Raw genomic sequence first — 21087 nt, forward strand, 5'->3', positions numbered from 1 at the left:
AGCCCACTGCATAAAAGGCGTGGGCTGGGGGCAACCCAACGGCCTTAGATTGTGGCATGAGCGATGCGTAGAGACTAGATGCAGGATTTGAAGCGCCCTCCATGGCGCGGATTTATCAGAAGGTTGCCCACGCCTCTTCGGCTGGCTGGGCTTGGGCAGTACGCTGAGGCGATGAGTTCTGGGAGGAGGTTAATGCAGGGGCCGTCGCTAATGATGGCGTGGGCGCCAGTCCCGCTTGCTTAAGCAAGCGCTCACGGGCAGTCTCACTGCTTTCTTCGGCAGCCCCCTCTAAGCGGAAAGCGGCGATAACGTTAGCGAGGCTCAGGGCTTCTCGGGTGAGATTTTGAGCGGCGCTGGAAATCGACTGCACTTTAGAGGCGTTCTGCTGGGTAACATGGTCCATTTCCGAGACGGCGGTATTTATTTGCGCGATACCGTTGCTCTGCTCATCGGAGGCGGTGCTGATCTCCTCCATAATATCGCTGACTTTCATGACTTGGTTGACGACTTGATCAATAGCGGCTTCGGCTTCTTTTACCGCCTCGGCGCCGCCGCTGATCTCCTGGGAGGAAGTGTCGATTAAGCGGCGAATTTCGCCTGCGGCATCGGCGCTTCGCCCGGCTAAGTTACGCACTTCGTTAGCCACTACCGCAAAGCCACGCCCCTGCTCGCCGGCCCTTGCCGCTTCCACAGAGGCATTCAGGGCCAGAATATTGGTTTGAAAAGCGATGCCGTCAATCACGCTAATGATATCGGTCATTTTATTGGCGCTGGCGGCAATGCGCTCCATACGCTCGACCAGCGCCTGCATGCGCTCGCCGGTTTCACGGCTGGTGGTGGCGTTTTGCATAGCCAGTTGATTGGCCTGACGGGCGTTTTCGCTGTTTTGCTGCACGGTAGCGGTCATTTGATCCATGCTAGAAGCGGTTTGTTGCAGCGAGGACGCCTGCTGCTCGGTGCGCGACGCCAGGTCTTCATTCTGCTGTTTGATGTGTTCAGAGGCCGGTGTCACCACATCGACTTTGTTGCCCACCTCGCTGATCAGCCCCGACAAGCTGGCACGCATGGTTTCCAGCGAACTCAGCAGCTCGCCTAACTCGTCATTACGTTTTAGGGTCACTCGGTTGGCGAGATTTCCCGCGGCAATTTGGAACGTAACCCGGCGCGCCTCGTTTAGCGACTTAATCAACGATTTGAGTACGGCCATGCTCAGGCCGACCATTAATATGATGCCTAGCAGTAGAACGCCTAACTGGCCGTATAACAGGACTTGCTGTTGATGCTCGGCGTTTTCCATCAAGGTATGGGCGGCCGCGCGCTCCTGGTCCACCAATACATTGATAGTGGCACTAATACTCTCAGAGGTAGGTTGCACAGTGTCATTAAAGGCTTCAAAGGCGGCAAAGCCGTTGCCATCCCGGATAGCCGTCAGGGTGGCATCGGCACTTTCAGTAAAAGTGGTGAGATGTGCTGTTAGCCCTTCCTGCACATCGCCGATTTCGCGCTGAGCCGTATAGCCTTGCCATGACGCTTCAATAGCGGTGCTCATGGTGGCTAGCTGTGTGTTCAGAACGTCGAGATCTGCACGCCGCGGGTTACGCACCGCTGGCTCTAACGCCTGGATCACTTGGCTAACGCGCTGACCAATCTGCTGAAGATCGGTGATGCCTTCAAGGCCGGTTTGATTGAGTGTTCGCAGCCGTTCAGCGGAACTGGTTAAGCCGTAAACCCCTGCGGCCCCCGCCATCACTAATAAGATAATAGACGCCAACACCATCCCGATTAGCTTGGCCTGGATACTACTGAAACTAAAGCGCTGCACCCAACCACGCACCCCCGTGCGTCGTAATGCACCATAATGAAGCTTAAAGCCGCGCATTTTGCCCTGTTGCATCGCGGCGTAAACACGCTCTGCCCGGGCAACGGCCTTAGCCGAGGCTTTGCGCCGGATGGATGTATAGCCCACAACGCGCTCACCATCCAGCAGCGGTGCAATGGTGGTATGTATCCAATACGCTTCTCCGCTTTTGCGACGATTTTTGATCAGCCCTTGCCAGGTTTTACCTGCCTCAATGGTTGCCCATAAGTTTTGAAAAACGCCTTTTGGCATTGTCGAGTGTCGGAACAGGCTATGGGCTTCACCCATGATCTCGTCCAACGAGTAGCCACTCACCTCTACAAAGGTCTGGTTGGCGTAGGTAATTCTGCCTTGCAGATCCGAGCGCGAGATCAATACTTCGTCATCGGCTAGCTCATACACAGCGGATGTTGCTTGTTCGGCATTATGCATTTAGACCCCCTACTTTTTATTGAAGGCTTGCGCCATCTTTAGGATTAGCGGTTCCCTGGCGCTAAGCCTTTTCAATTAGAGGTAATGCATGAAATATGCCACCGCAGAGGGTGGCATGTAATTAAAGCGAATAAAGGAAAATCAAACACCTAAAGCGTTATCTGGCGGGCTAGAACTCTTCCCACTGGTCAGCGGCACGAGGCTGTGTTGAGGGTGACTTAGCGCGCTGCTCAGCAGGCGCAGGTAAGCTCTGGGCTGCTTTACTGAGTGCGTGGTTAGCGCGTTGTAACTTCGCCCGCGCCTCTTTAATACTCTCATCCTGAGCGCCTTCCAAACGGAACGCATCGACCACATTGGCGAGCTCAAACGCTTCAAGGGAGAGGTTATCAGCTGACGCCGCAATCGACTGAACTTTGGAGGCGTTCTGCTGTGTCACAGTATCCATTTCGGCAATCGCCGAGTTAATTTGCCCTATCCCACTGCTCTGCTCACTGGACGCCGTGCTAATCGATTCCATCAGCTCACTGACCCGACTAACTTGCTGAGAAACCTCCTCAATCGCCCGTTCCGCCTGCTCGACAGCACTGCGGCCACCGCTGACTTCCTGGGTGGTACTATCAATCATCTTACGGATTTCCTGGGCGGCATCCGCGCTGCGGCCGGCCAGGTTGCGTACTTCGCTGGCAACAACCGCAAAGCCACGGCCATGTTCGCCAGCACGGGCAGCCTCAACCGAAGCGTTGAGTGCCAAGATATTGGTTTGAAAAGCAATGCCGTCGATCACGCTGATCATCTCGGTCATCTTCTCAGCACTCTGGGCGATACGCTGCATGCGTTCCACCAGCTGCTGCATCTGCTGCCCGGTCTCCCGAGTGCTTGCCGCATTTTGCACCGCCAGGTCAGTGGCCTGGCGGGCATTCTCGGTATTCTGCTGAACCGTCGAGGTCATCTCCTCCATACTCGAAGCGGTCTGCTGAAGCGACGATGCCTGCTGTTCTGTACGCGAAGAGAGCTCTTCGTTTTCAGCGGCTATCTGCTGAATCGCCGGGGTGACGACAGACACTCGACTCTCTACATCACCCACGATGCTGGAAAGGCTGAAGCGCATGGTGTCCAGGGAGTAGAGCAGCTCGCCCAACTCATCGTTTGTTTGGCGACGCTCACGGGCAGCCAAGTTACCCGCGGCAATTTGAAACGTGATATAGCGCGCGCCGGACAAACTGCGAAACACCGACTTCAGAATCATCACGCTTAGGCCGATCATGACTAAAAAGCCCACAGCCAGTAGCACCAATTGCGCTATTAGCAGCTGTTGACGCCCGCCTTGCGCGTTGGCGACCAACGCTTCGGCATCGGCACGCACCTTTTCGACCAGCGTGCTGTTCATCTCACGTAGTGATTCAGTCGTCGGCACAACTGTGTCATTAAAGGCTTCAAAGGCCGCAAACCCATTGCCCTCTTGAATCGCTTCAAGGGTTGTTTGCACCCCGTTTATCCAGGTAGCCAACGTACTGTCAAAGACCTGGGCGGACTCATCCGTCACCGCATCACCCGCGTAGTAATCCGCCCATAGCGTTTGCATGGCTTCGGTGTATTGGCCTATGTCTGAGTTGACGGCATCCAGGTCAGCGCGGCGGGGGCTGCGCACTGCAGGCTCCAGCGTCTCAAGCGTTTGGCCAATATGGCGTTCGATATGCTGCAACGAGGCGACATCACCCAATCCGGAGCGATTGATGGTTTCTAGCCGTTCACCGGAGATCATCACCGCGTATACACCTAACCCACCCGAAAGGCAGAGCAGCAGCAGCGATGCCACGACCATGCTGGTGAGCTTGGCTTTCAAGCTAGAGAACTGAAAGCGCGACAGCATACCTGTCAAGCCTTTACGCCGCAGCGTACCTTGAGCCAGCTTATAATGGCGGGACTTGCCCTTTTCGCGAATGTCGGCGTAGACTTTTTCGGCCCGGGCAACGGCTTTACCGGCAGCTTTGCGGCGCACAGAGGTGTAGCCAACGATACGCTCACCGTCCCGCAGTGGCGCGACAGTAGCGTGTACCCAGTAGTGATCGCCATTTTTACGGCGGTTTTTGACTACCCCCTGCCACGTGACCCCAGCCTGGATGGTTTTCCAGAAATCCGCGTAAGCAGCTTCAGGCATATCAGGGTGACGAAGGAGGTTGTGGGGAGAGCCGATCAGCTCGTCACGGCTGTAGCCGCTGACCTCAACAAAAGTGGGGTTGGCATAGGTCACGTTGCCCTTTAAGTCCGAGCGGGAAATGAGTACCGCTTCTTCGCTCAGGACATAATCGCGTTGGGTCACGGGCTGATTATTGCGCATTAGTTCTCCAAGAATTAGATATTATTAATTTTTGTTAAAGCATGCGCTATTATGGCTGTAGTTCTTGTTATCGAACCAGTGAACAAATATAAAAAAAGCGCCTTACTTTGGTAAGACGCTTAATAGGGGGCCAATAACCTGTGCAAGGAAATAAATAAACGCTTTATCAGCGGCCAAACACCACATTGGCCACATCACGGTAGCGTTTGGCAAAGTGCACCGTCATACCCTCTTTCAGATAGTCCGGCAACTCTTCGTAGTCACGCTTATTGGCATCGGGCAGAATTAATTCAAAGATATCGCTGCGCCGCGCGGCAATCACTTTCTCACGAATACCGCCAACGGGAAGCACCTGACCGGTTAGTGTTAGCTCACCGGTCATTGCCAGTGGCCGATCGATCGCATGGTGCTTGGCCAGCGAGAGCAGTGCGGTGGTCATGGTGACACCGGCCGAAGGGCCATCTTTGGGCGTGGCACCTTCGGGAACATGCAAATGCACAAACGCCGAGTCAAAGAAGTCTGCATCGGCGCCATACTCCTGTAGATGCCCGAGGGTATAGCTGTAAGCGATATTGGCGGATTCCTGCATCACCTCACCAAGCTTGCCGGTCAGCTTAAAACCGCGATCCAGCGAGTGCACTTTGCCCGCTTCAATGGGCAGCGTTGCGCCCCCCATGGAGGTCCATGCCAGGCCTGTCACCACCCCTTCGCCGGTAAGCACCTTTTCCTTGCGGAAGATCGGCGCACCCAAGAACTCCTCCAGGTTTTTAACCGATATCTTGACGGTTTCGGGCTCCTCTTCGAGCAGTTTAACCGCCGACTTACGCACAATGCGGTGCAGCTGTTTCTCCAGCTGACGCACCCCGGCTTCCCGGGCGTAGCCTTCGATTACCTGCTTTAAGGCCGCATCGGACAGACTGATACGCTTTTTGGTCAGGTTGTCGCGCTTGAGTAGCTTTGGCCACAGGTGGTGCTTGGCAATCGCCAGCTTCTCTTCAGCGATATAGCCCGAGAGGCGAATCTGCTCCATACGATCCAGCAGCGGCCCAGGAATCGAATCCAAGGTGTTGGCAGTGCATATAAACAGCACCTTGGAGAGATCCATGCGCACATCAAGATAGTGATCGAGGAAGTCGACATTCTGCTCAGGGTCGAGCACTTCTAACAGCGCCGAAGCGGGGTCGCCCTGGAAGGACTGCCCTAGCTTGTCGATCTCATCGAGCATGATAACGGGGTTTTCGACCTCGACCTCTTTAAAGGCCTGCACCAATTTGCCGGGCATAGCGCCCACATAGGTACGCCGATGCCCTTTGATTTCCGCTTCGTCACGCATACCACCCACCGAGAAGCGGTAAAACTGACGCCCCAGGGCTTCAGCAATAGAGCGCCCGATGGAGGTTTTACCTACCCCCGGCGGGCCGACCAACAGCACAATCGAGCCGCCTACGTCGCCTTTAAAAGTGCCCTCGGCGAGAAATTCGATAATGCGCTCTTTAACGTCTTTCAAGCCGTCGTGGTCACGATCCAGCACTTGGCGGGCGTGAGGTAGATCCAACTGATCCTGGCTGGTCACCCCCCAGGGCAGAGAGGTGAGCCAATCCAGGTAGTTGCGCGTAGTGCCATACTCGGGCGAGCCGGTTTCCAGCACGCTGAGCTTATTGAGCTCATCGTCAATGCGCGATTGCACGCGCTCGGGCACGACCAGCGATTCAAGACGCGCTCTAAAGGTATCCACATCGTTTTCCCGATCATCTTTGGAGATACCCAGTTCACGCTGGATGACCTTGAGCTGCTCGCGCAGGAAGAACTCGCGCTGGCGATCCTGCATTTGCGCGTTGACCTGCTCGCTGATCTCGCCCTGCAGCAGTGCCACATCGATCTCTTTACGCAACAGCGGCAGCACTTTCTGCATCCGCTCTTCCACCGACAGGGTGGCCAGCACATCCTGAAGTTCAGGGCCTTTGGCGGAAGTAATGGCAGCGGCAAAATCGGTCAACGGCCCCGGCTGATGGGGGCTAAAACGGTTGAGGTAGTGCTTGAGCTCTTCCCCATACAGCGGATTAATCGGCAGCAGTTCCTTAATGCCGTTGATAATCGCCATGGCGTAGGCACGGGTCTCTTCATTCTCCGCGTCAACCGGCTCTTTCGGATAGGTGACTTCGACTAGGTAAGGGGGTTCTTTAGACAGCCAGCGAGTAATTTTAAAGCGCTGCAGGCCTTGGGCGATAAACTGAATCTGATCGTCTTCGCCTTTGAGTTTATGCACTTTGACCGCGGTACCGATCTCTGGAAAGCCTTCATGATCCAGGGAGGTAACGCCCTGCTCGCCCACAAAGGCAACACCCAGTGTGTGATGCGGCGTATTGCCCACACGGCGCATGGTCTCTTCCCAGCGCTCACGATTAATTACCAGCGGCTGTACCTGGGCGGGGAAGAAAGGCCGATTATGAATAGGCAGGAGATAAATGCGTTCGGGCAACATGTCGCTGGCGGGCACCAACGAGTTGACCCTTTCGCCGTCTGAGCGGTAGTCATTGCCCCCTTGCTTGCTACCCTGCTCTTCACCGCTCTTTTCAGCACGCTCTTCATTATCATTACGGGGAACGTCATCAGTGGATGATGACGGCTGTTCATCAAGTTCCCACTCAAAGTGTTCAGCGTCGTGTTCGTAATCCTGGTCGCTCATGCGTCCTCCAATGAACCGATACCGGCGGTGAGAACCGCCTAGCGTTGTCCATGGAATGCGGGCAGTACGCCAAAACTTCAACCCTTCACGAGTAGAACAGTCGGTTTAACAGCACTTATTCAGGCCAGAGTTCGGGCATCGGGCGGCCATTGACACGCCAAACGCCGCGCACCACATCGAACTGCAGTTCGCGAGTGCCGAGCGGCAGCCCTAACCATAGCGCGGCGACGGTGGGCGCGTCATGCCAGGTGAAGTCACCATCAATACGCTCCAACCACTTCGCCTGCTCTTTCTTATTATCCAGATTAACCACACTCAACTCATCCAACTGGCGGGCATCAAAAAACAGTGCGCCATCCGCATCCAGGCGAATGCCCAACAGCGGACTGTCGATGGCCACGGTCATCACATCTAAACGCGGCGAGTCGCTAAGCACTTTGCGCAGATCCGGCTCAAGGCGTGCCAGCAAGCCTTCGGCCATGGGTAGGCTAGCGTCTCCCCAGGCGGCTTCCTGGCGCAAACGGCGAATCACGTGGCGAACCGCATCGGCATTCAGGCGGGAGAGCTCCATCTCTATGCGGCCATTAAGTAGCGGCATGTCCGGCGCTTCTGAGGGCACCATCACATCGCCTACCTCTAGGTCGCCTTTGATACGCAGCTCGCTCTCATCCAGCACCATATGACTATTCAGGTCGAGGGGCGAAAACTGGATATCGTAGGAGGGGTAGCTCAGCGTCAGCGTTTCAATATGCAGGTGGTCACGCTGAGCAAAGTGGTAGGCACCGTCGGTATAGGTGTAGCGGCTTTCCAGTTCCGTGGGGCCTAACGCTAGCTGGGCCATGCCATCGGTGAGGGTGAGTTGGTCAAACAGCGCGCGTAGCCGCCAATCGCCAAATACGCCTTCCAAGCGTAGCCGACCGCCGCGGACAGCTAAATCGCGGCCATTTTGCTGAATAACAAAGGGAGCAAGCGCTAGGCGCAGCTCACTGTGGCCGCTCAGAGTATGATAGCGCCCTTGCCAACGCGGCACAGAGGGGGCGGTAACTTCGCCCACGGCCTGCTGCAATACGGTATCCAGGCGCGGCAGCACAGTACCTTCGACATCCGTGGTTAAAATACCGTGACGCGCACTATAGGTCAGCTCAAGACGCCAGGGACGACCCAGCAACGGTGACAGAATCAGCCTACCTTGAGAACTTAGCCATCCCTGGTGACTCTCAGTTCGGTTGACGCGCCACTCTCCCCGCGCCTCCAAATCTTCGAGCGCTTGGCGCAGGCTGCGTTCAAAAAGAACGCTGGAGAGGAGCTGCGCTGCCATCCACACCACGGCGATAATTGCCAGTGTGGGGACAATCAGACGTTCCTTGCGCATGCTACCTCCTTGAAGCCAACGCACTCGATGATGCTATCAGCCTACAGTGCTTTGCATCCGTGCTTTTAGTGAAGCCAGAACCACAGGTGCATAGTACTCCAGGCGTAGGCCCCGGCCATCACATCATCAATCATAATGCCAAAACCGCCCGCTACGCGGCGGTCTGCCCAGCGTATCGGCCAGGGTTTAAAGACATCGAAGATGCGAAATACCACAAACCCCCATAGCGCAGCTTCCCACGAAAAAGGCACCGCCGCCATGGTCAGCCAGTAACCTACAAACTCGTCCCAAACGATGCCAGAGTGGTCGTGGACGCCTAGATCGTGAGACGTTTTATCGCATAGCCAAACGCCAATAACAAAGGTGACAAAACAGATACTCAGGTACCACCCCAGGGGCAGTTCCGCCATCATCCAGTAGAACGGAATGGCTGCCAGGGTACCGAAGGTACCGGGTGCCCAAGGCACAGTGCCACTGCCTAAGCCAAAAGCAAAAAAATGTGTTGGACGGCGCCAGACACTTTTAGGTGCACGATTCATGGCGCTTCCTCACTAAAATGCTGCCAGCCAACGTAGCGGCTGAGATCACTCTGGTCAGAGGCCCTCACGCCGAGCGCTTCACAGCAGTGGCCAATGACGGTCAGCGTCAAGCCTAATGGCGCAAGGCGCTGCTGCGCCGTGGCTACATCGTCAGCACTCAACGTCACTAGCAGCTCATAATCATCGCCGCCGGAAAGCGCCGCCTGTAAAGCAGCCTCCCGACCTAACGTGCTTTCCAGCTCATCAGCGAATGGCAGCGCGTCTAACGCGATGACGGCCCCTACTTGCGAAGCCTCGCGAAGGTGCGCTAGATCCGCCAGCAGTCCGTCGGAAATATCCAGCGCCGCGGTGGCTAAGCCACGTAGCGCCAGGCCCGCGGCTAAGCGCGGCTGCGGCAATAGATAGCGACTTAGCAGCGGATGCGCTACATCACGCTCGCCCCGCTGCCAAAGCGCCAGCCCACCTGCCCCGCCGCCCAATGCGCCGGTGACGGCGATCAGGTCACCCGCCTGGGCACCGCCACGGGTCAAGGCTTCACCCACTGGGACTTCGCCCATCACGGTGACACCCACTGAGAGCGCACCGGAAGTGACATCCCCCCCCACCAGCGTTGTGGCGTGCTGCTGGCTAAGGGCATGAAAGCCACGCGCATAGTCTGCCAGCCAAGCATGAGCAGCGTCGTCATCGGCAAATTGACGCTGATCCAGGGTCAACGCCATTAAGCACCAGCGTGAAATCGCCCCCATGGCGGCCAAATCGCTCAGCGCAACGGCCAAGGCACGATGACCCACCGCAAATGCCGGGGCTTCGCGGGGAAAGTGTACATCCACCACCGAGGTATCAACGCTTACGACCAACTTTTGGCCTGCTGGCGGTACCAGTAGCGTGGCATCGTCTCCACATCCCAGTGTGACGCCATTTGACGCGGCCGACGCCTCCTGCGACGACATAAAGTAGCGTCGAATCAAATCAAATTCGGCAAGCACAAAGGCCCCTTAAACGCATCGTCATACCGCTCGCGTTCAGAGACGACGAGCGGTGACCTCGGCACTGCGCAAGCGAATCGCCAGCTTGTCGAGAATGCCATTCACGTATTTATGGCCGTCGGTGGCGCCAAATGACTTAGCCAACTCAACGCCTTCGTTAATCACTACACGATAGGGCACTTCCATGCGCCGGGAAAGCTCATAAGCGCCCAATCGCAGAATTGCCAACTCAACCGCATCAAGATCTTCCAGGCGGCGGTCTAACAGGGGGGAGATTTCACGATCCAGTTCCGCTTTGAAACGCACGGTATTATGGAGCAGTTCGTGAAACAGCGCTTTGTCAGCAATCTCCATCACTTTGACCCAGTTTTCATAATCCTCCAGATCGTCATCTGCGGTCTGACTACGAAACTCGGCTTCAATCGTGGTGATGGATTTACCCGTCATGTGCCACTGGTAAAGCCCCTGCACGGTTAACTCACGTGCCGCGTGGCGGCCCTGCTGAGCGGCAGAGGGTTTGCGCTCGCTCATTGGCTATCTCCTAACGGTAGCGCGCGCAGTAAAGAGACCATTTCCATGGCGGCCATGGCAGCTTCTGTGCCCTTGTTACCGGCTTTTGTGCCCGCACGCTCAATCGCTTGTTCGATGGTTTCAACGGTTAATACACCGTTAGCCACCGGCGTATCAAACTCAAGCTGCAAGTGATTGATCGCCGTATTGCAGCCACCCGCCACGTATTCAAAGTGAGGCGTTCCACCGCGGATGACCGCACCCAATGCAATCACTGCATCGGGTTTCATCACTTTTAGTACCCGCTTCACTGCCAACGGCAGTTCCCAGGCCCCCGGCACGTGAACAATGTGAATATGTTCGGCGTCTACACCGTGGCGGGTCAAGCTGTCGACGGCGCCTTCCACCAGGCTATCTACCACGTGATGGTTAAAACGGCCAACCACGATGACATAGCGGCCATCGACGTCAACAAAGGTACCTTCAACTTGAGTGAGGGAGTGCATCAATTTATTCCTGCTAAATTAGTCTTGCTGAACTAGTTCTGCTGAATTAGTCCTGCTGAGAGGTTGGCTCGTACGCCGTGTCGTTAGGCCCCAGGCGCTCGACGACTTCGAGGTCAAAGCCGGACAGCGCGGAGAACTTCCACGGTGAACTCAGTAAGCGCATTTTACCCACGCCTAAATAGCGCAGAATCTGCGAACCGGTGCCGATGGTTAAGTAGTTACCGGCGCCGTCGGAATCACTGGTACGCGGCTGACGCACGCGATCCAAAAAGATATCCAGCTGATCTTTTAAATCCTGATGGGGGCGACCGTCATCGATCAGTACAAACACACCCGGCGCGGCACCGGCAATCTCTTCCAGCGCCCGATGAGCATCCCAACGGCACTGCTCGTCTTTCATTAAGCCCATCACATCGCGCAGCGTATCGGTAAGATGCACGCGCACCGTGGTGGCTTGCTCAGGCGTGGGCTGGCCGTTCACCAATGCCAGGTGATGGGCGCCCTGTATACGATCACGGAAAACGTGCAGCGTCAGCTCGCCATGGGAGGTCATCACCGTTGACGCTTCCAGATGGTCGATGGTCTGCTCATTAACGATGCGGTAGTGAATCAAATCCGCAATGGTGCCAATTTTAATACCGTGCTCATGAGCAAAGGCTTCGAGTTCCGGGCGCCGCGCCATGCTGCCATCATCATTCATGACTTCGCAGATCACACCGCTGGCGTCACAGCCTGCCAGAGCCGCCAAGTCACACGCCGCTTCGGTATGCCCGGCGCGACGCAGCACACCGCCCGGCTCTGCCATCAGCGGAAAGATATGTCCTGGCTGCACGATATCCGACGGCTTGGCATGGGGCGCCGCCGCTGCCTGTACTGTGCGCGCTCGATCCGCCGCGGAAATACCGGTCGTGACCCCTTCGGTTGCCTCAATCGAAAGCGTAAATTTGGTACCAAAACCGGAGCCGTTATCACGCACCATCAGCGGCAGGTTAAGCTGCTCGCAACGGGCACGGGTCATTGGCATACAGATCAAGCCACGGGCAAAACGGGCCATAAAGTTGATATGCTCGGCCTGCACTTTTTCGGCGGCCATGATGATATCACCTTCATTTTCGCGATCCTCATCGTCCATGAGAATCACCATTTTGCCCTGGCGAATATCTTCAACCAGCTCGGCGATAGGGGCTAAGCCTCTAGAGGAGGGGTGCGCCATGGAATCTCCAATTTATGTTTTTGCAAGCGGTTGTCATGAACGGTTATCACGAACGGTTTTCGTGACATTTTTCACGAAAACCGTCGCGTCTGTTAGTCATGATTTTGCGCGTCAGGGTACCTTGCTCTCGTTCAATGCGCTAGTCGCCTGAGGAGAAGCGATAATGCGCCAATCACGTCCCACCGCTCGCATATCATGAATGGTTAAACGCCGCTGGTCGGCCATACGCGAGAGCCCTGGCAGCGCAAAAAGCGGCCGTGCTTCGCCACCTAACAGCGTGGGGGCGACGAACAGCTGCAGTTCATCGACCAGCGCCGCGTCAAGCATAGCGCCCGCCAGCGTCGCACCGGTTTCCACCAGCAGTTCGTTAACCTGTTCATTTTCCGCTAACCACTGCAGCATTGCCACTAGATCGATACGGCCATCGCTCCCAGCGGGCACTATCTGAACTTCCGCACCCGCTTGGATTAGCCGTTCGCGCTTCTCCTCCGCGTGCTCTGGCGTGGTGATCACTAGCGTCCGTCCTGGTTCGCTTAAACAGGCCGCCGCCAGGGGTAAGCGCAAGTGGGTATCTAAAATCACCCGCAGAGGCTGGCGGCGAACCACGTCGTCAACATTATCGAGGTACAGCTGCTCTTTGCGTAGCGTTAGCCGTGAGTCGTCCATAATAAGCGACTCCACACCGCTCAATATGGCGCTGGAGCGCGCCCGCAGCCGCTGCACCTGGGTACGCGCTTCGGGCCCGGTAATCCACTGGGACTCCCCGGATCCCATGGCGGTACGGCCGTCTAAACTCATCGCCATTTTCAGGCGCACAAAGGGACGCTGTTGGGTCATGCGAGCAATAAAGCCGGGGTTCAACCCACGCGCTTCACTCTCAAGCAAGCCCACAGCAACCTCGACACCGCCCTCTTCAAGCATGCGAATGCCGCGACCGCTCACCTGGGGGTTAGGATCCACCATCGCGATCACTACCCGTGACACGCCGGCCTCCTTCAAGGCTACCGCACAGGGCCCGGTGCGCCCGGTGTGAGAACAGGGCTCCAGAGTCACGTAGGCGGTCGCCCCTTGGGCCCGCTCACCGGCGGCATTCAAAGCGTGGATTTCGGCATGGGGTTCACCGGCGCACCGATGAAAGCCTTCACCGACAATCTGCTCATCACGCACAATCACACAGCCGACCCGCGGGTTGGGATCAGTGGTGTATAAGCCCTTTTGCGCCAGTTGCAGCGCCCGCGCCATATAGCGGTGGTCGGCGTGGCTAAAATCGCTGCTCATTGTGACGGCCCGCTCTTGTTTGGGGGCTCTTGGGAAAGCCGATCAATCTCAGCGCGAAACTCATCCAGATCCTGGAACTTGCGATACACCGAAGCGAAGCGGATATAGGCTACGTGATCAAGGGTTTTAAGCGCTTGCATGACCGACTCACCGATATCCCGGGCGTTGATCTCACGATCACCCCGAGCGCGCAGGGTTTGACGAATGCGCTCCACCGCCGCTTCAATGGCTTCAGCACTGACCGGGCGTTTTTCCAGTGCGCGCAGCATGCCTGCCCGCAGTTTGGCTTCATTAAAGCTCTCCCGGGAGCCGTCAGACTTCACCACCCGCGGCATGACCAATTCAGCGGTCTCGTAGGTGGTAAAGCGCTCATGGCAGCTCGCACACTGGCGGCGACGGCGCACCTGGTCACCATCGGCTACCAGCCGCGAATCGGTCACTCGAGTATCGTTTGCACCACAAAAAGGGCAATGCATGGCGGTCAACCTGTTGTCAGCTCGTGTCGGCGTGCCCCACGAGTTAGCGTGTTATAACCTGTCAATGTGTGTGCTATTAATGGCGTTTCGCAGTAGCAACTGCCACAAGCTAATATATCTTAGCGTTTAAACGCGATATTAACCTCGTATTGTAACGATTTGGCACACAAGCTGCAGCGTTTGTGGCAGATTGTTTATCAGGAGTCCCCCATGCCCCCCTTTGAGAAGACCGTTCACGACACATTTTCAAATACCGTTCATGACTACCTCAGCCACCTTTACGGGCCCCGGGCGGGTGAAGTGCAGCGCCGTTTAAACCAGCGCCTGGCACATTTCCAGTCGCTTGCCCCATTTTCACCCAACCCCGTAGAAACCAACGCCAATAATGCACCTTCCTGGAGCGAAAAAGACCAGTGGGTGATCAGCTATGGCGACTCGATCCTTGAAGAGGGCGAGCCACCGCTGGCCGTGCTTAGCGATTTTCTTCAAGCCCGGCTGGGCGATCGCATCAGCGGCGTGCACGTTTTGCCTTTCTTTCCTTGGAGCAGCGACGACGGTTTTTCGGTGATCCACTATCGGGAAGTGAACACCGATCTCGGCGACTGGTCGCATATCCGCGAGCTGGGCAGCCATTATCACTTAATGGCCGACCTGGTGCTCAACCACGTTTCAAGGGAGTCTCTCTGGTTTGTCGATTACCTGAGCGGCAGTCTGCCGGGGCGCGACTACTTTATCGAGGTCGACCCGGATACCGATGTCTCCCAGGTGGTGCGACCGCGCAGCAGCCCACTGCTAGTCCCTATTTCCACCCGGCGCGGCACCCGCTATCTGTGGGCGACATTCTCCGAAGACCAGCTTGATCTAAACTTTGAAAACCCGGATGTACTGCTCGAGTTCGTGGGTATTTTGCTGTTCTACCTGGAGCAAGGCACGCGGATTGTGCGTCTGGATGCGGTGGCCTTTCTGTGGAAGAAATTGGGTACCGCCTGCATTCATCTGCCGGAAACCCACACCGTGGTGCGGCTGCTAAGGGCGATTGTGGATCACGTGGCTCCAGGCACCCTACTGATTACCGAAACCAATGTGCCCCACCAGGAAAACATCAGTTATTTTGGCTTAGATCGTCTTGCGGAAGGTGAGCCCGACGAGGCCCATATGGTGTATCAATTTGCCCTTCCCCCCCTGCTGTTGCATACCCTCACCCGTGGCGAAGCGAGCACCCTGCAAACCTGGCTTGCCAGCCTTCCCGTGCTGCCTGACCACTGCACCTATCTCAACTTTACGGCCAGTCACGACGGTATTGGCGTGCGCCCACTGGAAGGCTTGCTGCCCGATCACGAGCGCGATGCGCTGCTGGAACTGATGCACAAGTTCGGCGGCTTTGTCAGCATGCGCAGTAACCCGGATGGCAGCGATACGCCCTATGAGATCAATATCACCTGGTTTGAAGCCATGCGCGGCACCCGCCGCGGCCCCGACCCGTGGCAGATTGCGCGCTTTCTATGCAGCCAAGCGATTATGCTCAGCTTACAGGGCATCCCCGCGCTGTATATCCATACGCTAACGGGCACCCTCAATGACGTGGAAGGCGTGGAGCGCAGTGGGCGCCTGCGCTCGATCAACCGTCGGCGCTGGCAGCGTAGCGAGCTTGACCTTCTACTCGATAGCCCGTCAACGCCCACTCACGATGTTTTCCACGCCTTAAACCGGCTATTAGACCAGCGCCGCAAGGAGCCCTGCTTTCACCCCAATGCCGCTCAACGGGTTGTGGTCTCAGCACCGGAACTGTTGGCGGTAGAGCGCGGCCCGCTCCACGATGGTCGCCGTCTGCTAGCGCTGTATAACGTCACCGACCTACCGCTTCCTTTAGAGAACATGGGTGAGGCAGTTACCCTGGCACTTGAAAAACACGCCTGGCAAGCGCTGGATCCTGACAACCCTTGGGTCGCCGAAGGCGCCCTTCCGCCTTACGCGGTACGTTGGTTGGTGGCTGACAGCTAATACCGTCAGTTGCGGCATAATGCCTCAAGTACAGAGCATATAATCCCTAAATAATGTCGTGCTGCGATAATACCAGCACAGCATTATACTAGGGATTGCCAGTGTTAAGATGGCGGTTATTAGATCTCTAGCCTCCCACTCTTATTCGAACAAGGCGCTGGCATGCACTTGAAACATCACCCTTTCCTTAGCGGCTTTCTCCTACTGACAGCTCTTTGGGGCACTTCCCTCAGCTATGCCGATGAGCTTCCCGCCCCTATCCAGGCACTGGCCGATCAAGGCTTGGAGATTCATGGCCAATTCGATGCCCCCGGCGGATTGCGCGGCTACGGCGCCAGCGTGCAGGGTCAAGACATGGCGATTTACTTGACTCCAGATGGCGAGCACGCCGTCGTGGGTACGCTAATGGACAGCGAGGGGAATGATCTGACCGAAGCCCAATTGGATGAGCACGTGCGTGCCCCGCTGGAGGCACAAACCTGGCAGCTGTTAAGCGACAGCCACTGGGTTCAAGACGGGGATCTTGATGCCCCGCGGGTCATTTACACCTTCACGGACGCCAACTGCCCCTACTGTCGCCAGTTTTGGCATGAGGCACGTCCTTGGGTAGACGCGGGAGAAGTGCAACTGCGTCACATCATGGTCGGTATTTTAGCCGCCGACAGTCCTGGCAAAGCAGCCGCCATTCTCGGCGCTGACGATCCAGCAGCGACCCTGCATGCCCATGAAAGTGGTCAGGAAGAAGTCGTGGCCAGTGCCCAGCCAAGAGAGATTGAAGAGCAGGTATACGCAAATAACCAGCTATTTGAGGAGTTAGGGCTATATGCCACGCCCACCTCGGTTTTTCAGCGTGAAACAGAGAATGGAAACGTGCGCCTTGACCGCATTCAGGGTATGCCCAGTGATGAGCGGCTGATCGAGATGATGGGTAGCGAAGCGCCTTAACATTCGCGAGCTAAAGCTCCCTCCCACAAATGACTTTAAGCACCAGTGCTAATATCGGGCCTGGTGCAAAAGCATTAGACAAAACGCTTAGCAACAAACCACCCCAACACCATCGTCACCAGCATGGCCAATAGCGGTAACGAAAGGCCGCCGATGGAGGCAATCGCTGGGCCTGGGCAGTAGCCGGAAAGCCCCCAGCCAATGCCGAACAGGGCTGCGCCGCCTAACAACTTTGCGTCTAATTCTTGCTTGGTAGGCAACTGAAAGACGCCACCCAGCAACGGTGCTGAGCGCTTAAACACAAGCCGGTAACCGATAAAGGTGGTCACTACCGCCCCGCCTAACACAAACATCAGCGTGGGATCCCAGGCGCCCGCTACGTCTAAAAATCCCAGCACGCGCGCGGGGTCAGTCATGCCTGAAATAGCCAAACCGAGGCCGAAAAGCAGTCCCGCTGCATAGCCTGCCGCTGTTTTCATCCAACGAGGCTTGTTTGACTGATTCATGCTCCACCGCCTAGGCCTAGCAAGTGTCGCGAGATATAAACGGTCACTAGCGCCGTCAGCAGAAACATCCCAGTGGCTGCCATGGAGCGGGGTGCCAAGCGTGCCAGCCCACATACGCCATGGCCGCTGGTACAACCACTGCCCAGCCCCGTACCCAACCCCACCAACAGCCCAGCCACCAGCATTAGTCCAATGCCACCCGCTGGTGCGCCAATCACTGCACCGGAGCTGTCGGCCATATTTGACGCTACGTTGCCTAAACCGCCCCCCAGCGCCATAATCACTAACGGCCCGCTGATTAGCCCTAACAGAAAAGCCACTCGCCAAGCGCTATCGCCCTTGGGCCGTTGGGTAATCAAGTTGCCAACGATGCCACTAATACCCGCGATACGGCCCAGCGTTGCCATTAGCCAAGTAGCCGAAAGCCCAATCAATACCCCGCCTACCAGCCCATGCAGGCTTGCTATCCAGTCCATGCCCATCCTCCTGCTTTAACATTTATTGATGGTTAGAAAAAATTGAGCGGCACTTTAAGATACACCTGACCGTTATCTTCCGCTGGCGGCATCTCCCCCGCACGCATATTGACCTGCACCGAAGGAATAATGAGCTTTGGCATGCCTAGAGTGGCGTCACGCTCAGTGCGCATCGTCACGAACTCGTCTTCGCTGATGCCTTCGTGTACGTGAACATTGTCCTTTATTTGTTCGGCGACGCTGGTTTCATGTTGAAAGGTATCGCGGCCTGGGGCTTTGTAGTCGTGGCATAAAAACAGCCGCGTCTGCTCGGGAAGCGACAATACTTTTTGGATAGAGCGATAAAGAGTGCGCGCATCGCCGCCCGGAAAGTCGCACCGTGCGGTGCCATAATCCGGCATAAATAGCGTATCGCCGACAAAGGCCGCATCTCCCACAACGTAGGTTAAACAGGCGGGGGTATGGCCTGGGGTATGCAGCACATGGGCCTTCAATTGACCAATCGCGAACGTATCCCCCTCTGCAAATAGTGCATCAAATTGGCTGCCATCCCGGGCAAATTCCGTACCCGCGTTAAACGCCTTACCGAATATCTCCTGCACTTTCACTATGTTGGCGCCAATGCCGGTTTTGCCGCCTAGCTGCTCATGCAAGTATGGCGCTGCTGAGAGGTGGTCGGCATGCACATGGGTCTCCAATATCCACTCGACATCAAGCTCATGTTCGCGAATATAGGCGATGATGTTGTCAGCGGAGCGTACGTCGGTTCGCCCAGCGGCGTAATCAAAATCGAGCACCGAATCGATAATCGCGCAGGCACGGCTGTCGGGGTCTTGAACGACATAGCTAAAGGTGTTCGAGGGTTCATCAAAAAAGTGGGTAACGGTTGGGCGCTGCATTGATTGCCTCCCAGGAAGTGGTGATTGCTTTCTCGTGTAACAACAGCATAGTGCATTTTAGGTTCTATGGTTAGACGACTAAGGAATATAAATTAATTGCCACTGACAACATAGCCATTCGCAAAACAGCATTGATGAATAATTTTGCTAAGGTCTGTTCTGTTTAGGCCGATAGTGAAGAAATAGTGAAAGAGTTACTCAATTACAAAAACTAGGAAAAACATGACGCACTTAACAACGACTCAAAAACTGTGGGGAACACTGGGCATTATCTGGGTTGCCATGCTGCTGTTGGTTGGCTGGTTAGCTTGGGAGAACCGCCAGACGATTGAGAGCGAACGCCGCGACAGCATTCAGCACGTAGTGGAAAGTGTGCAAAGCCAAATTGAAGCGCTGCAAGAACGGGTCGCCGCTGGCGAGCTCAGCCTGGAAGAAGCACAACAGCGTGCGATCGATAATATGTCTAGCGTTAGCTTTGGGGCGGGGGAGTATATCTTTTCTTTTAACAATGACTTACTGATCATCTCGCATCCAAGTCGTGACGCCGGCACTGACATGACCCACTATGAAGACGCCAGCGGCATGGCGCTCTACCCGGAGCTGCTGCGTGTTGCCCAGGCGGGCGGTGGTCACGTGAACTACTACTCAACCCGTGCGGGTGGCGACGAGCAGCTGCCCAAAACCAGTTATGTCGCGCATCTCCCTGAGTGGCAGTGGTCACTGGCGACTGGCGTTTATGTGGATGATATTAATGCCGCTTTTATTGCCGGCTTGATTCGCTCGATAGTGATACTGCTGATTATTGGCTTGCCAGTAACGCTGCTGATGGGCTGGGTTATTCGTGACGTTTCGCGGCGTTTAGGCGGTGACCCTCGCTACGCCGCTAGCGTGGTGCGACATATCGCTGACGGAGATCTAACCCAAATCACTCAGCTTTCGGCCAAGGATCAACAGAGCTTACTTTTTAATATCAATCGTATGCGTGAGGCACTCGCTGAGACGATTGGCGACATCCACCGCGGCGCGACTCAGGTCAATAGTGGCGTAGAACAGATTGTGGGCGTTAACGAAGAGCTTTCTACTCGTACCGAAGAGCAGGCTGCCTCGTTGGCCGAAACCGCTTCTAGCATGGAACAGCTCACTGCCACGGTTAAGCAAAATGCCGAGCACGCAGACCACGCCCGTACACTTGCCACCCGAGCGGCTGACAGCGCGCAGCGCGGTAGTGACTCAATGTCCACGGTAATCACCACCATGGCAACGATCAACGAAAGCGCCACCCAGATGAGCAGCATCGTTAACACCATTGATGGCATTGCCTTCCAAACCAATATCTTGGCGCTTAACGCCTCGGTAGAAGCCGCACGCGCAGGCGATCAGGGGCGCGGCTTTGCCGTTGTCGCCAATGAGGTGCGCCAACTCGCCAGCCGTTCGGCCGCCGCCGCCCAGGAGATCAAAACCTTGATTGAGGCGTCGGATAGCAAAGTGGTGGAAGGCAGCCGTCAGGTGCGTGATACCGGTGATGTGATCAATAGCATGGTCGATGACATCAAGCAGCTCAGCACACTGGTTCAGGAGATTTCTGCGGCCACCATTGAGCAGAGCAGCGGCATTGAGCAGGTCAACCAGGCGGTAACGCAAATGGATCAAATGACCCAGCAGAATGCCAGTCTGGTACAAGAGAGCAACCACGCCACCCAGGCGCTTGCACAGCTCAGCGATCAGCTGCGCCAACTGGTTGCCCACTTCCGCATTAACCAACAGGACATGGAGCACACGCAGGCATTAACCGCCTCCACGCCTGCCCCACGGGCAGCCCATCAGCACAGCGACTTTTAGCGTCGGCTATCAATAGCGCAGTCTTTGACGGATATATACAACGAGGGGGCCGCCGCGAGGCCCCTCTCATCGAGCCGCGTTCTCTTACTCGCGGCTTTCTTTTGGTACCAGCCTTATCATCCAAATAAAATTTTATATTTAGACCTTTTAAGGGCCCATAAAAACGTCGTTATTCTCCTAAGTGGTGATCGTGCATTAGGCTAAAGTATCACTCCATCACAGGATCA

The 21087-nt window shown here is 56.1% G+C and carries 17 protein-coding genes; 3 read left to right on the forward strand and 14 right to left on the reverse strand.

Annotated elements, in window-relative coordinates; all coding sequences use genetic code 11:
• Positions 1–115 precede the first annotated feature (115 nt).
• From ACT3UM_RS21765 to nrdR, 11 genes are all read right to left on the reverse strand, one after another.
• Positions 116–2290, reverse strand: a complete 2175-nt coding sequence (locus ACT3UM_RS21765) for a methyl-accepting chemotaxis protein (protein WP_498902142.1) — start codon at positions 2288–2290, stop codon at positions 116–118.
• A 169-nt stretch (positions 2291–2459) separates the two neighbouring features.
• Positions 2460–4628 carry a methyl-accepting chemotaxis protein gene (locus ACT3UM_RS21770; protein ID WP_498902143.1) on the reverse strand — a complete coding sequence of 723 codons (2169 nt, stop codon included), beginning with the start codon at positions 4626–4628 and terminating at the stop codon, positions 2460–2462.
• 166 nt (positions 4629–4794) lie between these two features.
• Complete coding sequence (gene lon / locus ACT3UM_RS21775; RefSeq protein ID WP_498902144.1) at positions 4795–7314, reverse strand: endopeptidase La; 2520 nt, start codon at positions 7312–7314, stop codon at positions 4795–4797.
• A 115-nt stretch (positions 7315–7429) separates the two neighbouring features.
• A complete protein-coding gene (locus ACT3UM_RS21780; RefSeq protein WP_498902145.1) occupies positions 7430–8686 on the reverse strand; it encodes a DUF945 family protein in 1257 nt (418 codons plus the stop codon).
• Positions 8687–8751: 65 nt separating this feature from the next.
• Positions 8752–9225 (reverse strand): phosphatidylglycerophosphatase A family protein, encoded by a 474-nt coding sequence (locus ACT3UM_RS21785; protein ID WP_498902146.1) that lies wholly within the window; start codon positions 9223–9225, stop codon positions 8752–8754.
• On the reverse strand, positions 9222–10211 hold the full coding sequence (gene thiL, locus ACT3UM_RS21790) for a thiamine-phosphate kinase (RefSeq protein ID WP_498902147.1): 990 nt from the start codon (positions 10209–10211) through the stop codon (positions 9222–9224). Before thiL ends, ACT3UM_RS21785 begins: the two co-directional genes overlap by 4 nt.
• Before the next feature lie 36 nt (positions 10212–10247).
• Positions 10248–10742, reverse strand: a complete 495-nt coding sequence (gene nusB / locus ACT3UM_RS21795; RefSeq protein ID WP_498902148.1) for a transcription antitermination factor NusB — start codon at positions 10740–10742, stop codon at positions 10248–10250.
• Positions 10739–11227, reverse strand: a complete 489-nt coding sequence (gene ribH, locus ACT3UM_RS21800; RefSeq protein ID WP_498902149.1) for a 6,7-dimethyl-8-ribityllumazine synthase — start codon at positions 11225–11227, stop codon at positions 10739–10741. The genes nusB and ribH overlap by 4 nt, the downstream gene beginning before the upstream one ends.
• A gap of 46 nt (positions 11228–11273) precedes the next feature.
• Positions 11274–12440: a bifunctional 3,4-dihydroxy-2-butanone-4-phosphate synthase/GTP cyclohydrolase II gene (gene ribBA, locus ACT3UM_RS21805; protein ID WP_498902150.1), complete on the reverse strand. Its 1167-nt coding sequence runs from the start codon at positions 12438–12440 to the stop codon at positions 11274–11276.
• A gap of 111 nt (positions 12441–12551) precedes the next feature.
• Entirely contained in the window at positions 12552–13718 is a 1167-nt protein-coding gene (gene ribD / locus ACT3UM_RS21810; protein WP_498902151.1) for a bifunctional diaminohydroxyphosphoribosylaminopyrimidine deaminase/5-amino-6-(5-phosphoribosylamino)uracil reductase RibD, read from the reverse strand.
• Positions 13715–14194, reverse strand: a complete 480-nt coding sequence (nrdR, locus tag ACT3UM_RS21815; protein WP_498902152.1) for a transcriptional regulator NrdR — start codon at positions 14192–14194, stop codon at positions 13715–13717. Before nrdR ends, ribD begins: the two co-directional genes overlap by 4 nt.
• A gap of 210 nt (positions 14195–14404) precedes the next feature.
• Between nrdR and ACT3UM_RS21820 the strand changes: the two genes are divergently transcribed.
• Positions 14405–16195, forward strand: a complete 1791-nt coding sequence (locus ACT3UM_RS21820) for a sugar phosphorylase (protein ID WP_498902153.1) — start codon at positions 14405–14407, stop codon at positions 16193–16195.
• Positions 16196–16357: 162 nt separating this feature from the next.
• Positions 16358–17140 carry a thiol:disulfide interchange protein DsbG gene (dsbG, locus tag ACT3UM_RS21825; protein ID WP_498902154.1) on the forward strand — a complete coding sequence of 261 codons (783 nt, stop codon included), beginning with the start codon at positions 16358–16360 and terminating at the stop codon, positions 17138–17140.
• 74 nt (positions 17141–17214) lie between these two features.
• Here dsbG and ACT3UM_RS21830 read toward each other — a convergent pair whose 3' ends face one another.
• From ACT3UM_RS21830 to ACT3UM_RS21840, 3 genes are read right to left on the reverse strand one after another with little or no spacing between them, the layout of a single operon-like run.
• On the reverse strand, positions 17215–17619 hold the full coding sequence (locus tag ACT3UM_RS21830) for a DUF6691 family protein (protein WP_498902167.1): 405 nt from the start codon (positions 17617–17619) through the stop codon (positions 17215–17217).
• 23 nt (positions 17620–17642) lie between these two features.
• Positions 17643–18122 carry a YeeE/YedE family protein gene (locus ACT3UM_RS21835; protein ID WP_498902155.1) on the reverse strand — a complete coding sequence of 160 codons (480 nt, stop codon included), beginning with the start codon at positions 18120–18122 and terminating at the stop codon, positions 17643–17645.
• A 32-nt stretch (positions 18123–18154) separates the two neighbouring features.
• Complete coding sequence (locus ACT3UM_RS21840; protein ID WP_498902156.1) at positions 18155–19021, reverse strand: MBL fold metallo-hydrolase; 867 nt, start codon at positions 19019–19021, stop codon at positions 18155–18157.
• Between the two features lie 222 nt (positions 19022–19243).
• Between ACT3UM_RS21840 and htc2 the strand changes: the two genes are divergently transcribed.
• Positions 19244–20860, forward strand: coding sequence for a methyl-accepting chemotaxis protein Htc2 (gene htc2, locus ACT3UM_RS21845; RefSeq protein WP_498902157.1), 1617 nt, complete (start codon positions 19244–19246; stop codon positions 20858–20860).
• The last annotated feature ends 227 nt before the right edge of the window (positions 20861–21087 follow it).

Source organism: Halomonas sp. AOP13-D3-9 (assembly GCF_052379125.1).
In the GTDB taxonomy this organism is placed as follows: Bacteria; Pseudomonadota; Gammaproteobacteria; order Pseudomonadales; family Halomonadaceae; genus Vreelandella.